Here is an 18,177-nt window from a genome sequence, read left to right on the forward strand (position 1 = left end):
TATCTATGTCTGCCTCTCCATCTGAGCCTGCCTGCGTCTGCGTCTGCCTCTGTCCTCAAAGCTTCGAAGTTATACGGTCCCAGTACATCACCAATCCTGGATGTACTTGTTGTTCGCCATGAATAACTCGATTCAGATGACGTTTGGCCGCTTCTAGAGAACGGATCATCCGAAAGGCAGGAATCCATTCCCGTTCAATCTCCGACAGCTCGATTAAGGAACGATACCCGTTCAGGAACCAATCGGACATAGACTCCTTATAGCCCTCATCCTCCTGCATAGCTTGCAAAAAGGTGGACACATCATGCACTCTCGGTGCCCAGCGGCAGCATTCCAAATCGATCATGCCTTCGACTTGGGCCTGAAGCGTCAATAGATTGGCAGGCGCATAGTCACCATGGCACGAAAGATGCGGCAATGAGAGATAGGGCTGCTCGTTCATCTGCTTCCCGATCTTGTTCATCCTGAATAATAGGTTCTCCACGGCGTCCCAGAAATCCGCGTACTCCGATACCGATTGTTCATTTATCGTATTCCTTAATTCATTCATGTCTGCCTTCTCGGCATGGAACGACTCCGGCAATGTCTTCCAAGGATGCTTCCCGCTATACCCGGCAACAGCCCTGTGGAACTCAGCTAAGGCCCTGCCGGCACTATACACCAGCTGCTCCTGATGCAGATCGAACGTCGGGTCGGCATCAATGAACGGGAACACACTGGCGTATATACCATTTGGCAGCGGAACCAGGTGAAGAAGAGGCACGACTCTCGTATTTTTTTCCGAAGCCCATTTCAAAACCGCTTGCTCCGCCGCCAGATGATCCGAATGACTGGAATACTGCGGTACTCGAATTCTATATTTGCCCCGGCTTGCCGTAAGCAAATAGTTATCATTACTAAATCCGCTAGACATTCTAGTAATTGTATGAAGCGTTCCCAAGTGGATTTCTAGCGATACCAGATCGGTAAGAGATACTTCCATGGATGCCATCCGTACATTCCTCCGCTTCCTATAACTAGTAGAGGTTTCTTCAATAGAGATGCCAATCCCTGCCAATCATCCAAAATGATTGATCAAAATGATTGGTTGATGGATAACGTGTTCCCCCATCGCGCGTTGGATACTGAAAGTGGCACTGGACGATTAGCCGCATACAGCAAATGATGAACATAGTCGAGCCATGGTAACCAGGAGATAGCTCTAAACAAGAATTTATGTCTAGCCGCGCACGCCACGTCTTGGGAATACACGATAGGGCGCCGTAAGACCGAAAAACGGCGTTACAGACTGCGCCAAGAGGATGATGCGCGGCTGTAAGTCCGTTTTTGGGACTTAACCAAGTAGATTTCATAAGGCGGCCGGTTGATCGGGCGCTGGAAGAGCAAACAAAGAAACCGTACCTTCGTAAATGGAAGAACACACCGTCTATCCATTTACCGTCGTACGGTTCCTTTTGATTAAGCAGTACAAGGGGGCTATCCCTATTGTTCGCCGGCCGGCTGGGCGCAATGGAGACGCTATGCCCGGCCGATACTGATACAGTTGATGACTTTTGAGACAGCCCTCAGCAAAGAGGATTGATTCTGGTGAAGCGCAAGCGGTCGCCGTTGTTACCGGAAATTCGGAAACAACGGCGACCGTAAGAACATTCTCCTGCCCAGCGGGCCATTTACCAATCAGTGGTCGAACAAGCCTTCTACGATCCAAAACGCACGGTCAGCCGGTCATCGACCTTCGCGTGCAGGCGGGATACGATCCGCTTCAGCCCCTCATGATTCTCGACCGTATAATCGTCGCAAGGCAGGATCTCGCGAGCGGTATCGACTACGATCCAATCCTGCGCTTGCGTAAGCCGGAACGAGATTTCGTCATCCGCGATTCCTGTAATTTCGGAAGTGGAATGGCGGATCAATATCCCGCTGGCCGTTATGCCGACAGGCAGCATGACGCCGTCTTTGCTTCCGAGCGTAATCTCGCGGCCGTCAAAGAGCGGTACGCCATCTTCATAAACGCGGAACGACTTGTCCAGCCCGTCAAGATTCAACATATGGATGAACCTCTCTCCCGCTTCGTTCGACGTCGAGGTCATGAAGATGCCATGGTACGGACAGTCATGCGTAAGACCGGCCTTTGCGCCGAGCTTCTCGAGCGCGGTGCGGAACAGCCCGATGTCGCAGTTGTAACGTGCGGTAATGACGACTGCCCGGCCGCGGCCGGCCCGGATGTCGAAGCCGCACGCTTGCCCGTTCCCGTACAGGCGCATAATCGTCTCCGCAGATACGCCCGGTTTCGGTTCGAATGTCTGCACATGATACGACCGCACTTCCGGTCTTGGAGCCAGCCAGCCTTCCGTCACGACGGAAGGATACACATGAGGCGCATCGCGGAAATCCCCGATATGCCGGAGGCCGAGCGCATCCGCCAGCGCGGTGCAGGACTCGCCTTCCATATCGTACAGCGGCAGCTCACCGTAAAGAAACAGACCGCCGCCCTGAAGGATATAGTCCGCGAGCTTCCGCTGCACGCCCGCATCCATATACAGCGCCGAAGTCAGTGCCAGCACCGGCGTTTCGTCCGGACGGAGCGGCTTGTTCTGAATATCCGCGGCCCCGAACCGGTACCCTGCGAGCAGCATCGCTCTCGCCATCGTCTCCCAGCCCCCGTGGGCGCGGTTCGCCTCGATGTTCGCATAAATCTCCTTCATCTTCGCGCTGCCCGGATACCGGTATTCCGTCATGAAATAATCGGGAATGAAGGCGAATGCGACGTCATCGCGCTCCTCGCGCATGACGGCCAGCTTGTCCGCGACGGCCATCGCCGCTTGAATGCCCCGCGCCATCCGGGGGAACGTATAATTAAGCTCTCCTTCCGGACTGATAGGAGCCGCGAAGCCGTGCCGTTCCCCGGTAAAGGCAATCCGGTCGTTGCCGTCGCCCGGTTTGTCGTCCAATACATAGTTGCGGCCGCCTGAGAGCAGATAGTAGTTGATGAGCCGGTTGCCTTGGGCGACGCACATCCGCATTTTGAAGTCGGCGGCCGACGGGTCGTAGCGCGAGCTGAACGTCGAGCCGAAGTTGCCGTCACCGCAGTTGAATTCTACGGAAGTCAGCGGCTGGTGCTCGTCGTGCATCGCGTCCATGAAGCCGTTGATCAGGTATAAATCTTGAAACGAGTTCATGTCGAGATCGCCGAAGTAGATGTCGGAACCGGAGATATACCCCGGCTTCCCCTCGTAGGTTTCGTACAGCTGGCTGATGCCGATCGGGTACGTGAAGCCGCGGCCGCCTCCCGTGCCGTGAATGTTGATGACAAACGGCACGTCCCGTACCCCGAACTCCTCCGCATATCCGCGCAGCTCATCGACATATCGCGCAAACCGGTTACGCATATAATGACCCAAATCCAGGTGAAGGGCAGGCGCATATTCTTCGCCTGGCGAACGGATTCCCGCATTCCTGCTTACCGTATCTTCCAGAGCGAACGGGTATCGGGCCGCGAGCTCTTCCGGACCGTAGGCGCTGCCGAGCCATCTCGCAAAATCATTCAGCACGAAATCGGTTAGATCGGGCACGTTGCTCACCCAGGACAGCATGCCGATTTCGTTGTCGAGCTGAATGGCGATGATATTGCCGCCATTCGGCTGCAGTCGAGGCGCGGCCACAGCCATAACCGCCTCGTACCACCGCCGCGCTTCGGCGAGGAAGCCCGGCGCGAGATAGTCGACGGTCCGCGTCGTAGCCGGCTGGCCATCCCAGCCGGACGGCACGATTTCGGGATGCTTCTCGTACACCCAATACGGCAGCCCTTCGTTCTTAATCTCCGCCATAATGAATGGACCCGGCCGCAGGAAGAAGTACAGCCCGTTATCCCGGCACAGGTCGATGAAGCCAGCCAAGTCCAGCTCGGGACGCGTCTTCCCGTGAAGATCGATCTGGCCGAAGGCCGGTTCGTGGCACAGCCAAGGGACATAGCTGGCGACCGCGTTACAGCCGGCCAGCTTCAATTTGTCCAGCCGATCCTGCCATTCGTCGCGCTGCAGCCGGAAATAGTGAATTTCGCCGCACATGATCATCTGCGGCTTGCCGTCTATCCGAATTTCTTTGTTTATAATCTCAATCATATGCAAACCCGCCTTTGCCGATTAATTCGCTGTCACGTCTTCCGTCTGCGGGACGAGCCCGATGGCCTTTGCTCCCGCCTGCACGTAATCGTTCTTCATGTATAAGTCCCATACAAAACCGCTCCGGTAGTTCTCGATCATCAGAAGCGTAATGCCTTTGTCGATACCGATCACATCCGTGCCGACCCACTTCGGCGTGATGGCTTCATTATAAGCGTCGGCCAAGCCGTATTCGCTCCACAGCTCCGGTTTGCTGCGATAATGCTTCAATGCCGCAATCGACGCTTCGGGCGTGAATACGATGGAACCGAGCGCGGCCGCCGGCGCCACTGTTCCGTCCGTGAAATGCTCCCGGTCGTCGCGGTCGGAGGGCGGCGATCCGTAGCGGCCATTATAGCCATTCGGACCGTCGCTCGCCGTCAAGCCCCATGCATGAGGACCGAAGGTCTTGAATGTTCCTGACAAATCGATCGCATGCTGGCGGCTCGCCTCGGATGCGATCACCGAGTTCGCCCACCAATCCACGCCTTCGCGGTCCTGGTAGCCCCGGAAATCGAACCAGGCGTGGGAGAATTGATGCGTGAACAGCGACCCGTACCAGGAATGGATAAACGGTTCGCCCTCCCCGTAGGCTCTGGAGCTTCGCTCGAAAGCATAGAACATGTCACCGCTTAGGGGATGCGTCTTAGACCCCGCGGCCAAGATATACATCATTAGCTGCTCCGCGTAGTAATCCCAATAGCCGCTGAAGCCGTTCTCAGGCGAATATCCCATGTAGAACTGATTGACAGCCGGATCCCTGAACCACGGCCATTCCACCTGATCTGCAAACGCTTTCGCTTTCTCCATCGTTTCCCCGCCGAAATAAACGCCTGCCGTTAGAGCCCCGTTCACGGCGATCGCCGTATCGATAACCGAAACCTCGCTGCCGCTTGCCCGCGTTCCGTCCTGCATGTTTAGAAAATGGTACAGAAACCCGTGCTCCTTCTCCGCATTCCACAGGAGCGTATCGATCGTGCCGAGCGCCCGTTCCCTCGCCGCTTCCTTCTCTACCCAGCCGCGCTCGGCGCCTATGGCCAGTGCGGTCAAGCCGAAGCCGGTCGAGGCAACGCTCGACACACCGGGGTTGCCCGGCGCCCGGTCGGCGATGAGGCCGTAACCGTCGCTCGCGGCGTCGGTATTGGCTTCGAGCCAGAAGAAGTCGAAGCTCGCGCGGCTTTCTTCCTCCAGCATCGCATCCACCGTTTTATCGACGCTGGCGGCTACCCCTCTTCCGCCTCCGGCGTCGTTCGAACAGCCCGCCGCAAGAAAGGTCGAGGAAAACAGAAGTGTCACTATCAATCTATTCGTATGCATAAATTCTCCCTTCGAAACGTTTCGAATTTCAGTTATGAAGAAACGGCTGGCACCACCTTAACCGGTATCAGCCGTTCCTTCATGCCAATAAAACTTACCATAACTTTCAAACCCTATGATTTGACCGAACCGGATGCCGAATCAGCGTTTTTGCGTCACGGAATTCCGCAGCACCAATTTAGTAGGCAGATTGTAGAATGGTTCGATGCTCTGGCCTTCCAGCATTTGAAAGATCAGATGGGCGGCCAAAGCGCCTCTCTCATACTTAGGCTGCATCACCGTGGTCAGCGCCGGGCGGACATATTGGGCCAGTTCAATATCGTCGAACCCGATGATCGAAACATCGGACGGCACTTTAATGCCGTGCTCCCGGAATGCGTTGATGCCGCCAATCGCCATTTCATCATTGGCATACATGATCGCGCTTGGCAAATTGCCCTGCGCAATGAGCATCTTCGTATTGCTGTAACCGCTCTCCCGATTGAACAATCCGTATTGAAGCAGCCTCTTCGAGCCTTCGAGCCCGCGCTCCTGCATCGCTTTCTCGAAGCCGTTCAGTCTCTTGTACATAAGCTCGCTGATGGCCATGCCGCTAATATACGCAATGTCCCGGTGGCCCTGCCCGATCAAATATTCCGCAGCCATATGGGAGCCCGCTTCGTTGTCCACTTCGATGCTGACGACATGCTCGCTGTCGATCGTTCTGTCGAGCAGGGCGATGGGAAACTGCTTTCGGGCCGAATGGACAATCACGTCCTCGCTAACGTTGTGAGCCAATACGATGGCGGCGTCGACCCGCTTCTCCGTCAGAAATTTGACTGCGGTGGAGGTCTCCCCGCCGACCGAGCTGCACGCAAGCAGATCGTATCCTTTGGACAGCGTAACCTCCTGAATCCCTTTCACCAATTCCGCATAATACGGGCCGGCCAAATCGGTTACGATCAATGCGATCGTGCGCGTGCTGCTTTTTTTCAAATCGGATGCGATGCCATTCTTCTGATAATTTAATTGGCGTGCGGCTTTCAATATCTTTTCTTTTGTCTTCACATTTACCTTGTTGTTGTTGTTCAATGCGTATGACACTGTCGATATCGATACTCCGGCCATCTTGGCGATATCTTTAATCGTCGTCATTCTTGTCTCCTCGTTTTCCATAAAGAAAATCATTTGATAAATTATAACACGGTTATGAGACAGTTAGCACGATTTTTGCAATATCACTCCCCGGTAATTCCGGTTTTGTCGACGACCTCGACGAACCACTTCTGTGCGAACAGGTACAACAAGAGCAGCGGTAATATAATCAGAACGGTGCCGGCCAGCTTGATCGATTCATTAATATTTACCATTTCCTGTCCGGCGCTGCTGGAAGACATGGCTTGAGAGAAAGCCAAATCGAAGGTTTGCAGCATAACCGGAAGCGTCCGCATGCTTTCTCCCAGATAGAGGGAGGCCGTATACGTTTCGTTCCAGTGCCAGACGAGCGAGAACAGAAACACGACCACGATCGCCGGAACGGAAATCGGCAACATGATGCGGAAGAAAATCTTCACCGCTCCCGCCCCGTCGAGTCCGGCCGATTCTTCCAGCGATTTCGGTATCGTTCTGAAAAACTGCATGTAGATCAGGATGAACAATGCGCTCTTGATTCCGCCGGCAAACAGGGCCGGGACGATGAACGGAAGCGGCGAGCCGAGCATGCCGTATTCTTTGAACATCAGAAAGAGCGGAATCATCACGACCTGCACCGGTATGATAAACGTGAACAAAATAAAGACAAGCATAATACTTTTACCTGGAAATTTGAATCTCGCGAATCCGTATCCGACCAAGGCACAGGATAAGGTTTGGGCGAGAGCAGGCAGAACCGAGTTCAAAATCGAAGCTGCGAACGACTTCGGAAACTCCAGTACCTTCCATGCCTGAACAAAGTTGTCCCAATGCAGCGATTTGGGCAGCCACATCACGGTCGGATCGAGCAAGTCCTCCAAGCTTTTGAAGCTTTGCGAAATCATGTACAGAATCGGATACACATAGACGAAGCCGATGCTGATCAGCAGGGCGTACACCACGATTTTGAATATCATGCCGTCATTGCCCTGCTTGCCGAGAAGAATTTTTCTCCCCTTGTTCAAGCCATTCATCATCATCGTTTTGTCTGCGGCTTTGACCGCCTTCCGCAGCGGCGCGATTCCTGTCTTCATGCCGATCACCCTCCTGCCTTTCTTGGGTTGTAATCATCGTTTCTGCCGAAGATGACCACGACGAGCAGCAGAATGACAAAAATGACCATAAAATAAATCCATGCCAGCGATGTCGCGTACCCGAAGCCCGTATCGATTTGGAACATGTGCACTTTGATGAGCTCGATGACGTCGTTCAATGAATTCGTGAACAAGTCGACGGTCGTGTAAATGATGTTGACCAGGATAAACGGCTTGATGCTGGGCAGCGTGATCTTCCAGAAGATCTCCCAAGGCGAAGCCCCGTCAATGGAAGCCGCTTCGTAGACCTGGGTATTCACCTTCTGAAGGCCCGCCAGGAAAATCAAGATCTGCACGCCCGAATACCAAAGGATGACGATCAGCTGCTGAATAATGGAGATGATCGGCTCCGACCACGTGGGGTCCAAATTATTTTGTATAAATTCGATCATGCCGTAACGCTCCACGATCGGAACGGAAGCGGCCCCCTGCGAGAACAATTCCTTGACCACCTGGCCGCTTGTGATGACGACCGGGAGGAAGAAGATCGCCCGGAAAAATCCTTTCAGCCGGATTGGCTGATTAATCAGCAGCGCAACCAGCATGGAGAACACGATAATAATCGGAATCATGAAAACGACCGATTGAATGAAGACGACCAGCTCTTCCGTATACTTCGGGTCGGTCAGAAACGCGTTCTTGAAATTGTTCCATCCGACGTAGTCCTTCTTGATGCCTTCGGACGAAATAATGACTTTATGAAAGCTCATGTTCAAGGAGAAATAAATCGGATACGCCATAAACAGCAGAAAGCCGATCATCCACGGGAGAACGAACATGTAACCCGTCAGCATTTCCCTTCTTTTTCGGAGCAGCTTCAGCATGGCCTTATTCCCCTCCCGTCACGACGAAATCCATTGCCGGAACCGTCTGGTTTCCGACCTGAACGTCATTCGCCCTGTAATTCACGGCAATCTTTACGCCGTTCGAGTAGGTCACCTCGACGATGCCCCAGTCAATCACGTTTCGCTGCTCGATCGTAGCGGTCTGAACGTGCTTCAAGGCTGCATTTACTCTGTCGTAAGTGACTTTGATGTCGCTTCTCCAATCCTCGAAATACGAGGTGAACAGATGGTTGGACAGCGTGTGCTTCAATTTCCACGACGGCTCGTTCATCACATCATAGGATGGGTACGCCCCGTACTCTACCATGCGGAGCAAATATTCCTGCGGGTTCGCGTTGTAATTCACATCCGGCGCGAAATAATCGCGATAGCCGTGCAGGACGATTTGCAGGAAAGGCACCGTATCGGTCGCAAACATATACTGCGATGAATAAAGCGGCATTTCGAACATTTGATCCGCGTACTTCCACAAGTAGTCAAACGGCTTATAGAAGGCCAATTGATCCGCTTTTTCGAGCAGCGTCTGACTCAGCTTCTCATATTCGCCGGCCGACTCCATGCGGGACATGCCGTTCTTCGGATGGGAATCCGAGAATAGCAGCCAGCCCGCCTTATCGACGGCAAGAGAGTCGATGCCCATTTTGTCGAAACGGGCTGCATCCTTCGCGGCGATTTCACCCGCAACCTTCGGGTTCATGAAATAGACGGTTAGATCGGCACTGCTCTCCTCATCGGCCCACAAATAGTATTTATCTTCAAATACCTGATTGCCGACGGTGCGGATGCCTTCCGACTTGGGACTGAAATTGTCGTTGCTGCCGTAAGCATTCATATAGTCGTTATATAGAAATAACGAGACGCCTTTCTCCTTCAGCTCCTTGTTCAGGGCAGCGAGCTTCTTCTCCCCGCCAAGCTCGCCGGGGACCGGAAACTTATCGGGGTTGTTGCCGTTGATCCCCCCGTTGTTCCATCCCCTGAAGACGGCGGATATGTTCGTGATCCCGTCCTTCATCAGGCTGTCAATGATGCTCCCGGCTTCATCGAAGCTCGTCATCTTGACGATTTTATTGCCGAGCAGACCCGGCTCCTTCTCTGCCCCGAGCATTTCTACCTTTAACGGGATGTCGGTCTTCGTATCGCTATTGGGCGAGAGGACGTCCTTCTCTTGAAGATAGTTTCGGTATGCCTTCGCCATCCCCACATAATCCGCGTCATTCCCGTTTAGGAACATGTACCGCACTTGGCGGTCTTCATGATTTCGTTCCTTCTGGTACGTGTTGAATCCGCCCATATTTTTGCTTGTGGGCTGGAAGAACGGGTAGCGAAGCATGAATTTGGGCGACGTCCAATAATATTCCGTATTGACGCCGCTCGGATAGGCGGAAATCCGGGAATTGTATTTGCCGTCTTCAATGATGCCGAGCAGACCGTTCTGCTGAACACCGTGAACCAGGCCGAATACCGGCATCAGGATCGGCTGTTCGCGCAAGGTAAATTGGCTCTCGACCGATTCTACGGCATAGTCCGTGCCATAGATCCTGCCTTCAAACGCCTGATCGTATTGCGGATGCTCCTTCTGGAAACGGATGAGCGCCCCGCTGCCGTCCGGAATCATCATGTAGCCCGGGATCTCGTCCTTCCGGACGGCCCCTAGAAACGGAAGCGGCTGAATGGACGACAATTTCCCCTTGCCGTTCTCCACGATATCCTTGTCGGGAATCTTCACGACGAGCGAGCCGTCTTCCAGCTTCACTTCCATGGCGAAGGTGACGCCGATCGATTCCAGAACGTACGTGGCTTTGAAACCGCCCGGAACCTGCTCCATCGCCTTCGTCTTCCCGCCGAGGGAACGGTAGCTGCCGCGCTTCTGCATCGCATTCTCATCGAAATACTCGACCAGGAAAGGCGACCGGATGGCTGCGCCCCATTCTTCATTCAGTTGATCCTTCTGAATCGTCGCCTCGTCCGGCACGGAGCTCCAGACATAGCCGCTTGTTTGGTTCCGGATCATGACGCTCTGCAAATCTTGGGCGGCGTACAATTCCAGACTGCCGCTCTCCGCCGCAAGCTTGTACCCGGCCGGAATTTGCCGCGATGCAAGCGCAGCGCCGCCGCTCTTCTCGGGACCGGTGTAGCTGTTGATTTGATATTGAATCGAACTTTCTTCCCGCGTTTCGGGAAGGCGGCTCGCTTCCCCGCTGTCCTTCTCTTCCCCGACTGCCCATTGCCCGATACCGAAAAACAGAAGCGCAACGAGACCGATATAACTGACCGCCTTAGTAACTGTAGACACGATACTTCACCTCTTGGAAGATAGAATACATAAAGTCCGTTACCTGATTGGACAGTCCAAACAGGATGAAGGCGAGCAGTGCCATGATCAGCATCCCGATGATCGTCAGCACAATATTTTTCACGCTTTGCCCGATTTCGTAGCCGTGAATTTCCTTCACCATCATGAACATGAGGAAAGCGGAATACAGCATGATACAGGTCGAAGCGAAATTGTAAATGACGAACTCCAGCTGGGTCAATCCTTGCGACATGACCGCTACCGGTCCGGCGAACACGATATAAGGGCTAAGCGCGTAGACCGATCCCTTATAAATATCTTTGAACTTGCCTTCCCCGTCGTTGATGGTGCTGACCAAATAGTTCGCAATGACCCAGGCGAAGAACGGGACATAGATTTTCAGGAACTCGTTCATCACGTTGATCTTCTTGACATCCCAGCCCGCGAACAGGAAATTGGTCTGGTAGATTTCGAACAATCGGACCAGGAACACCAGAACGAGCAGAATCGTGGCCGATAACACGGAGGCCTTGCCTCCCGTTTCCAGCTCGTAATACCCGTCCACCGGATGCCTCATGATACGCAGCGTATGCAGAAGCTGCGACGGGAGCTTGCGGCTCCAGAACCATTTCCAGCCGTTCACCGCCTGCTTCCCAAGCCCGTATCGGCGATACAGCTTCCTCAAGATCACGATCACCGCGAACAGCAGTACGATGCCGATTAGAAATTTGGAGGTATGCTTCATCAGCCATACCCGGCGGATTTCCCAATACGCGTTGGAATATTCCTCCTTGTTGCCGGCAACCTCGAACTCTTCCAGCCCTTTGGAGAAATCCCCCTGCTTCATGGCGGCCATTCCCAGGCCGGTATGCGCCAGGTCGAACATGCTGTTGAGCCGGAGCACGTTGCGCCAAGGCTGCTCGCTCTTCGCATATTTGCCGTCCATGTAATAGACAAGCGCTTCATGCACGATCTTCGTAAATTCGGTCGGTTTCAAAATTTGGATGTTGTTGCGCTGCTTATCGGTAATAAACAGCCGTCCGTCCGAGCTGACGGCAATGCCGCTTGGCGCCTTGAACAGCCCCAGCCGCTGGCTTCCCACGTCGGTGCCGCCGAATACGAAGAGGGTATTGCCGTCCTGATCGTATACCGTAATCCGTCCCCGGAAGGAATCGATGGCGTAGATGTTGCCGATCGAATCGACGGTAACGTCCGCCAAATCCCGAAACGACCACACATCCTTCAACAGGTTTTTGCCCGCCACGTTCAGTTTCTTGATGCCGTTATTGTTTGTGCCGACCGTGCTGGTAAACACGAGTCCTTCGCTGTCGATGGCCACGTTCGTCGCGGACGGCGGAAGCTGCTTATTCAATTTGTCCATCTGGGCTTGCGTGTAGAATAACCGCTGGATATATCGTTTCAAATTGAAATCGGTTGTATTGCCTCCGAAATAGCCGTAGAATTCGCCTTCCGAACTGATTTGGATCAACCCGCCGATCGTACCCTCGCCGACGACATAAATGTTCTTGCGTTTGTCCGCGATCACTTTCATCGGTTTGAACGGGTCATTCTTCCCGAACAGATGGGATTTCGGTTTGCCGAATTCGTTGATTAACGTTCCGTCCTCACGGAACATATAAATTTTTTCATTGCGGTAATCGGCGACATAGACGGTGCCTTCCTCATCGACGAACACGCCGGTCGGCTTGCCCAGCACGTCCTTCCCGATCGTCCGAATATGATTGCCCCATTGATCGAACACCACGATTCGCGCATTACCCGTGTCGGCCACATACACCTGGTCGCGGCTGTCGATAAAAATATCTTCCGGGCGGGACAGCGGAACCTTCTTCTCTTCGCCGTTCTCATCCTTTTCGACAATGTTGAATCCGTCCACGGCTCCCGCTGGCAAATAGGCGCTCTGGGTCCAGATCGGCTCTCCGTCATCATCGAACGTAAACGTCATGTAAGGCGCATTGGCCAATGCCGCGCTCGGCTGAATCAACAGCGCGATGACGGCGATTAGCAGCATCCATTTGTACTTCACCATGTTCCCCTCCCCCAGCTATTTCAGCCCTGAATGCGCCATCGTATCCATCACTCTGCTTTGCAGGAAAACAAAGATGATGAGGTTGGGCACGAACATGATTAATGCAGCGGCGGCTGCAATCCCTTGACCGGCAACTTTGTTCTCCAGATTACCCGTGAGCGTCGTCATATAGAAGGCAAACGTCCGGAGCGTTTCTTTATTCATGTAAATCTCGGACGTTTCCGTATTGTTCCACGCCATCTGGAAGGCCAAGATGGCCACCGTAGCGAGCGCGGGCATGATGACCGGGATAACGACCTTTCGAAAAATGATGAAATTCGTGGCCCCGTCCATGGAAGCCGCCTCGATCATATCATTGGGAATCTGGTCGACGAACTGCTTGATCAGAAACAGTCCGACCGGCATCGCCAGGAGCGGAATAATGTGACCGAGCATATTATCCGTCAGCCCAAGCTCATTGACGATCAAATAACGCGGGATCGCCACGGAGGCGGGAACGAACATTAACGCGATGATGTTGGCTTCGAAGATGATCTTCTTGGATTTGAACTGCATCTTGGAAAGCGCAAACCCGGCCATGGCGCTGATCACGATGCTAAGCACGACGACGCTGCCGGTCATCACGATACTGTTGAACAGAAACCTCGTCATGGGGATGACGGTGACGCTCGTGACATTCATGAGATCGTAAAAGTTTTTGAATGTCGGATTTTCCACCAGAAATCGCGGCGGGTACAGAAACAATTCGTTGAGCGGCTTCAATGCCTGCGAGAACATGAAAACGATCGGCAGGATCATAAAGACGGCCAGCAAGATCAGAAACAGGTAGTATTTGATTTGGCTTCTGTGAAATCTTGTCGGGTTAGCTTTACTTCCGTGAAATGAGCTCATGTTCACAATTCTCCTTCAGCTATAAATGCGGTGTTCAACACGCATGTGCTTCGTGATCGTAAGGCGGCTTGCGGATCAATCTTTTTCCGAGAAAAGCCGCCAGCATATTTTGGAAAGGCCGTATACGATGATGAGCAGCACGACGGATACTGCCGAGGCATAACCCATGTCGTAGCGGATGAAGCCGTAATCTTGAATGTGGTTGATGATAACCTGACCGGAATACTGCGGCGTCGGATTGGCGCCTGACAGCTGAACGCCGATATCGCCGGCCTGGAACGTGCCCACGACGGCCATGACCGCGCCGAACAGCATCTGCGGCTTCATGGAAGGGATCGTAATATACCACACTTCCTGCAGCCTGTTCTTGATGCCATCGATCGATCCCGCCTCGTAGAGCTCCTGGTTGATGTTCAATATCCCAGCCAGCATCGCCAGGAACCCGACGCCCATACTGTTCCACAGCGTGACGGCGATCATGATGTACATCAAGTAATGCGGCGATTGCGTCCATTGAATCGGATCGTTTATGACACCGAGATTGATGAGAAAATTGTTCAAGTAGCCGGCAGCGTCGCCGCTGAAAACGACGAGCCATACGACGGCCATTGCGACCGCCGCCGTCATCGACGGCGAATAGATCGCGAGGGTCAGCAGCGACCGCGGCTTTCTCGAAATTTGCGACAGCAGCCATGCGAGAAAGAACGATAGGATGTACCCGCCCGGTCCCACCAAGAGCGAGAACTTGAACGTATTCGGAAGCACGTACATCATGAATACGTTATCTTGGGTCAACAGATTGACGTAGTTCTTCAAGCCGATAAAGACAGGCGCTTCCACGGTGTTGAAGTATGTAAACGATAAATAAATCGCGACAAGAACCGGAATGACGATAAAGATGGTAAACATCACAACGAACGGCCCGACGAACATCATGGCGTCCATTTCTCTGCGCAAGCCTTTACTCATGGCGATCTTCACTTCGTTTCACCTCTTGCCTTTATGACATCCTCTACGGTAGGTACCTTCAAGGTCTTGATGACCTTGCCGTCCTTGACATAACCGAACTCTTCCAGCTTCTTCATGATTTCCCGATTCGCGAGGATAACGGCGTCTTCAATCGTCTTTCTCGGATTCTTGCCGTCGAAGACGACCTTGTTCCATGAGTTACTCAGTTCCCTGTCCAGCATATAGTCGCCTGGAATATGCGCTACGTCTTTCAGCCATTTCCACTGCTCCAAGATGACGTTCAGATCCTCTTCCGGCCATGGCAGCTGGCTGAATGCTTCCAGGTTCGCGCTGTTCCAGCGGTAAGCAGGGCCGTAAGTGGTTTCGATCAGATTGCCGAACTTGGCCTGCACATCGGCCGATGTCCACCATTTGATAAATTCCCATGACTGCTGCTGTTTATCGCTATTCTTGAAGGAAACGACGCCTTGGCCGGTTCCCGGCGCCCAGCGTACGATCTCGCCCTTGTCGTTCTTCACGCCGGGATACGGCGCGATCTTCCACCATCCGGCAAGCTCCGGCGCAGCCGTCGTCAATTCCACGTACGTGTTGTAATTGGAGATGCCGATCGGCAAATTGCCGTCGCGGAAATGATTATAGAAATTTGCAACCTGCAGCGGCATGTTATATACCGTAAAGATGTTCGTCATCAGCTTAAAGCCTTCGAGCGCCTGCTCGCTGTCGACGGCCGTCCGCGTACCGTCGCTTGCGAACAGCTCCCCGCCCTGCTGATAGATGAACGGCGCGGTTAAGCCGAACGATTTCAACGCGGATGAATCCGCGATCGGAACGTAGAAATTCATCCCGTATCGCTGCAGACTCGGCAGAATACCGATAACATCGTCCCAGGTTTCCGGCACCTTCAGATCCAGGGCATCCAGAATGTCTTTACGGTAGTACAGCACCCAGAAATTCTGTGTCTCCGGCAGCGCATATACGCCCCCGTCGAACATGAACGGCAGCATAGCTCCCGGTGAGAATCTTCCCAAAACTTCCTTGTAGTCCGGATATTGACTGAAATCGGTTAATGCTCCCCGCAAGGCCAATTCATAGGGCAGCTTCTCGCTTACGCCAAGCGCTACATCGGGCGATTCGCCTGAAGCGTTGGCCAGGATAAGCTTCTGTTCATTCGGCATGAGGGCTAACGATACCTTGATGCCGGTTTGGGCTGTGAATTCCTGATCGGCCAGCTGCTGCATCAGCATGACATACTGGCGCGGACGGTTGACCCAAATTTGCAGCGAATCTTCGTCTGCAGGATTGATTTGCGAATAATCCTTGGTGAATGAGGTGAAGAACGATTTGTTCATCGATACGAGTTTTTTCCACCAGCCCGCTTTGGCTTTGGGCAGTTCCTCGTTTGCGTACACATAGAACTTGTCAATCTGAAGCTGCTGCTGCGGCAAGGTGAGCAGCAGGTCTCCCAATTTCTGATTCACCGATCCGGAGCCTTCCGATATGCGCTTGAATCGGTAAGGGATCGAGGCCGGATCGCTCGCCAGCCTTTCCAACTGCTGTGCGCCAATGACCAGATTTCGTGCCTCGTCCGGACTTTCACCGCTCAATTTGCTCAAATAATCGTATTCATCGCGCAGTTTACCGGCAATTCCGCTGAGCCTCTCGGTAATGTCCGGCATTTGCTCGGTAATATTCCAATCCCGGTTCACGTCCTGCGTGTTGCCGGTAGCCATCTTAATCTCCAGATTGAGCGCGCCCAATTCGTCCATGGTCTCGCGTACCGTCTGGATGACCCGCTGATACGGAGACGGGTTGGCGATCAGCGTCAGCTGATGCTCCCCTTCGGTCAGATAAAATTGGAACGGCTTGCCTTCGGAATCCGACAACACCTCGTTCTTCCAATCCGGCGAATACTGGAACGGATAGCTTGCGACCTCTTGGAACGGAACCTCCCCGTCGAGCATCACTTTTCGAAAGACGGGCATGTTGGTCTTGAAATATTGCGTGTATTTGAAAGCGATTTGATAATAACCGGTTTGCTCCGCTTTGATTTTCCACGTAACGCTTTGGCCGCCCTGCTTCCAGCTGTCCGCTCCGATCGTATTCAAGGTAATCAGGGTGCCGTTCTTCGGCGTTACGTTAATATCGCCGCTGGCTATCGCCTGAATGTAGGAATCGGATTTCACGAACGGCTTTTCCGCCTCATACGCTTGAATGACCTTCGGATCCGACTTCTCATCACCGCTGCGCTTCAGGTACGCTTCGTAGGAATCGAGGCGCTCCGGCGTTTGTACGGTAATCCGCCCGACCTGCATCGCTTCCCGGATGTAAATCAGCTTGATTTGATTGTCGCCCTTCTTAAGCCGGAACTTGAGGGGTTCATCGTGCAGATAACTCGCATCCATCATGCGAGCGCTTTGCCATTGCGATATTTCAACCTGATTGGCGTAGACATCGTTGCCCAATTGGTCGCGTTGGAATTGATCGGATTCGTTCTTCCACATGCGAGGGAATACAATCCTCCGCGCTTCGTAATACGGAAACTCGCCGCCCACTTGTATGCCTCTTTCCGGCGGCGTGATCTTCCCGGGGAGCGCATAGTAGTCGATTTGAATCTCGTAAAGCCCGTCAGCCGGTACATTGACCGTGAAATTAATTTCCGGTGTCTTCTCATTCCACAAGAACACCTCTTCGTCATAGCCAAGCGATGCCGAAGCAGGGGTGACTTCAACCGGGCCGCTGCCCGATTTTATTTGTCTGGGATGAATGACCGTCTGGTACGATTGGGATTCGAATTTCTCATTGTTCCATTTCAACAGCTGCTGGGAATAGTAATCCTCGATCACCTTTTTTTCGAGAGCGTTTTCATTCTCTTTCGAATCGGATCCGGGCCCGCTCTGATCGTCCGTGCTCTCGGCTTTGTCGTCGCCGGTGCCGAACAGATCATCCAGCAAACCCTTGGTATCATCGTTCGGGGCGGCAAGGACCGGACCCGGTTGATAGGACACCCCTAATGAAAACAGCATACAAATCATAAGCAGCACTGCCGTCGCTTTACGTTTCATCGTTTCTGCTCCTCTTCGAGAATGAACCGATTGATATAGTTCGTGTTCAAAAAGCCAACTTTTCAGCACTGAGAAGGCTCGCAAGAACCTTAAAAAAACCCGATGCTCCAATATACATCCTGATAAGCTCCGTGATCAAAAGGGGGCTTTTTGCACAACCTCTTAAAAGAAAAATAGGGTTCTCCCCCTCACAGGGAGGGAGAGAACACGATTTCTGGTAAGAAGAAACCTAGATCGCTGTCTTCATAGCCATATAAGTTTCTTCCCCTCGGCAATATCAGCAAAGTAGGCGCTTTATTCCGATACCTGCTGCTATTGCGAGCCCG

General features: G+C 53.1%; 11 protein-coding genes. All 11 read right to left on the minus strand.

Features of this window, described 5'->3' with window-relative positions; all coding sequences use genetic code 11:
- Nucleotides 1-55: 55 nt before the first annotated feature.
- Nucleotides 56-991, minus strand: a complete 936-nt coding sequence (locus tag L1F29_RS27190) for a phosphotransferase enzyme family protein (protein WP_258385158.1) — start codon at nt 989-991, stop codon at nt 56-58.
- A 706-nt stretch (nt 992-1,697) separates the two neighbouring features.
- Nucleotides 1,698-4,121: a beta-galactosidase gene (locus tag L1F29_RS27195; RefSeq protein WP_258385159.1), complete on the minus strand. Its 2,424-nt coding sequence runs from the start codon at nt 4,119-4,121 to the stop codon at nt 1,698-1,700.
- Between the two features lie 21 nt (nt 4,122-4,142).
- Complete coding sequence (locus L1F29_RS27200) at nt 4,143-5,477, minus strand: glucoamylase family protein (RefSeq protein ID WP_258385160.1); 1,335 nt, start codon at nt 5,475-5,477, stop codon at nt 4,143-4,145.
- Nucleotides 5,478-5,618: 141 nt separating this feature from the next.
- Complete coding sequence (locus L1F29_RS27205) at nt 5,619-6,611, minus strand: LacI family DNA-binding transcriptional regulator (protein WP_258385161.1); 993 nt, start codon at nt 6,609-6,611, stop codon at nt 5,619-5,621.
- 83 nt (nt 6,612-6,694) lie between these two features.
- On the minus strand, nt 6,695-7,681 hold the full coding sequence (locus L1F29_RS27210; RefSeq protein WP_258385162.1) for a carbohydrate ABC transporter permease: 987 nt from the start codon (nt 7,679-7,681) through the stop codon (nt 6,695-6,697).
- Nucleotides 7,682-7,686: 5 nt separating this feature from the next.
- Nucleotides 7,687-8,565, minus strand: coding sequence for a carbohydrate ABC transporter permease (locus tag L1F29_RS27215; protein WP_258385163.1), 879 nt, complete (start codon nt 8,563-8,565; stop codon nt 7,687-7,689).
- A 4-nt stretch (nt 8,566-8,569) separates the two neighbouring features.
- A complete protein-coding gene (locus tag L1F29_RS27220; RefSeq protein ID WP_258385164.1) occupies nt 8,570-10,879 on the minus strand; it encodes a DUF5696 domain-containing protein in 2,310 nt (769 codons plus the stop codon).
- Nucleotides 10,863-12,929: a YIP1 family protein gene (locus L1F29_RS27225; RefSeq protein ID WP_258385165.1), complete on the minus strand. Its 2,067-nt coding sequence runs from the start codon at nt 12,927-12,929 to the stop codon at nt 10,863-10,865. Before L1F29_RS27225 ends, L1F29_RS27220 begins: the two co-directional genes overlap by 17 nt.
- A gap of 15 nt (nt 12,930-12,944) precedes the next feature.
- A complete protein-coding gene (locus L1F29_RS27230) occupies nt 12,945-13,820 on the minus strand; it encodes a carbohydrate ABC transporter permease (protein ID WP_258385166.1) in 876 nt (291 codons plus the stop codon).
- Nucleotides 13,821-13,895: 75 nt separating this feature from the next.
- Nucleotides 13,896-14,765: a carbohydrate ABC transporter permease gene (locus tag L1F29_RS27235; protein ID WP_373876567.1), complete on the minus strand. Its 870-nt coding sequence runs from the start codon at nt 14,763-14,765 to the stop codon at nt 13,896-13,898.
- Between the two features lie 32 nt (nt 14,766-14,797).
- Nucleotides 14,798-17,851: an extracellular solute-binding protein gene (locus L1F29_RS27240; RefSeq protein ID WP_258385167.1), complete on the minus strand. Its 3,054-nt coding sequence runs from the start codon at nt 17,849-17,851 to the stop codon at nt 14,798-14,800.
- Nucleotides 17,852-18,177 lie beyond the last annotated feature (326 nt).

The organism is Paenibacillus spongiae (genome assembly GCF_024734895.1).
GTDB lineage: Bacteria > Bacillota > Bacilli > Paenibacillales > Paenibacillaceae > Paenibacillus_Z > Paenibacillus_Z spongiae.

Excerpts from the sequence above, each read along its gene's own strand:
- L1F29_RS27240 (WP_258385167.1), bottom strand. The coding sequence starts at position 17,851 with ATGAAACGTAAAGCGACGGCAGTGCTGCTTATGATTTGTATGCTGTTT.
- L1F29_RS27230 (WP_258385166.1), bottom strand. The coding sequence starts at position 13,820 with ATGAGCTCATTTCACGGAAGTAAAGCTAACCCGACAAGATTTCACAGA.
- L1F29_RS27235 (WP_373876567.1), bottom strand. The coding sequence starts at position 14,765 with ATGGACGCCATGATGTTCGTCGGGCCGTTCGTTGTGATGTTTACCATC.
- L1F29_RS27225 (WP_258385165.1), bottom strand. The coding sequence starts at position 12,929 with ATGGTGAAGTACAAATGGATGCTGCTAATCGCCGTCATCGCGCTGTTG.
- L1F29_RS27205 (WP_258385161.1), bottom strand. The coding sequence starts at position 6,611 with ATGACGACGATTAAAGATATCGCCAAGATGGCCGGAGTATCGATATCG.
- L1F29_RS27195 (WP_258385159.1), bottom strand. The coding sequence starts at position 4,121 with ATGATTGAGATTATAAACAAAGAAATTCGGATAGACGGCAAGCCGCAG.
- L1F29_RS27210 (WP_258385162.1), bottom strand. The coding sequence starts at position 7,681 with ATGAAGACAGGAATCGCGCCGCTGCGGAAGGCGGTCAAAGCCGCAGAC.
- L1F29_RS27190 (WP_258385158.1), bottom strand. The coding sequence starts at position 991 with ATGGCATCCATGGAAGTATCTCTTACCGATCTGGTATCGCTAGAAATC.
- L1F29_RS27200 (WP_258385160.1), bottom strand. The coding sequence starts at position 5,477 with ATGCATACGAATAGATTGATAGTGACACTTCTGTTTTCCTCGACCTTT.
- L1F29_RS27215 (WP_258385163.1), bottom strand. The coding sequence starts at position 8,565 with ATGCTGAAGCTGCTCCGAAAAAGAAGGGAAATGCTGACGGGTTACATG.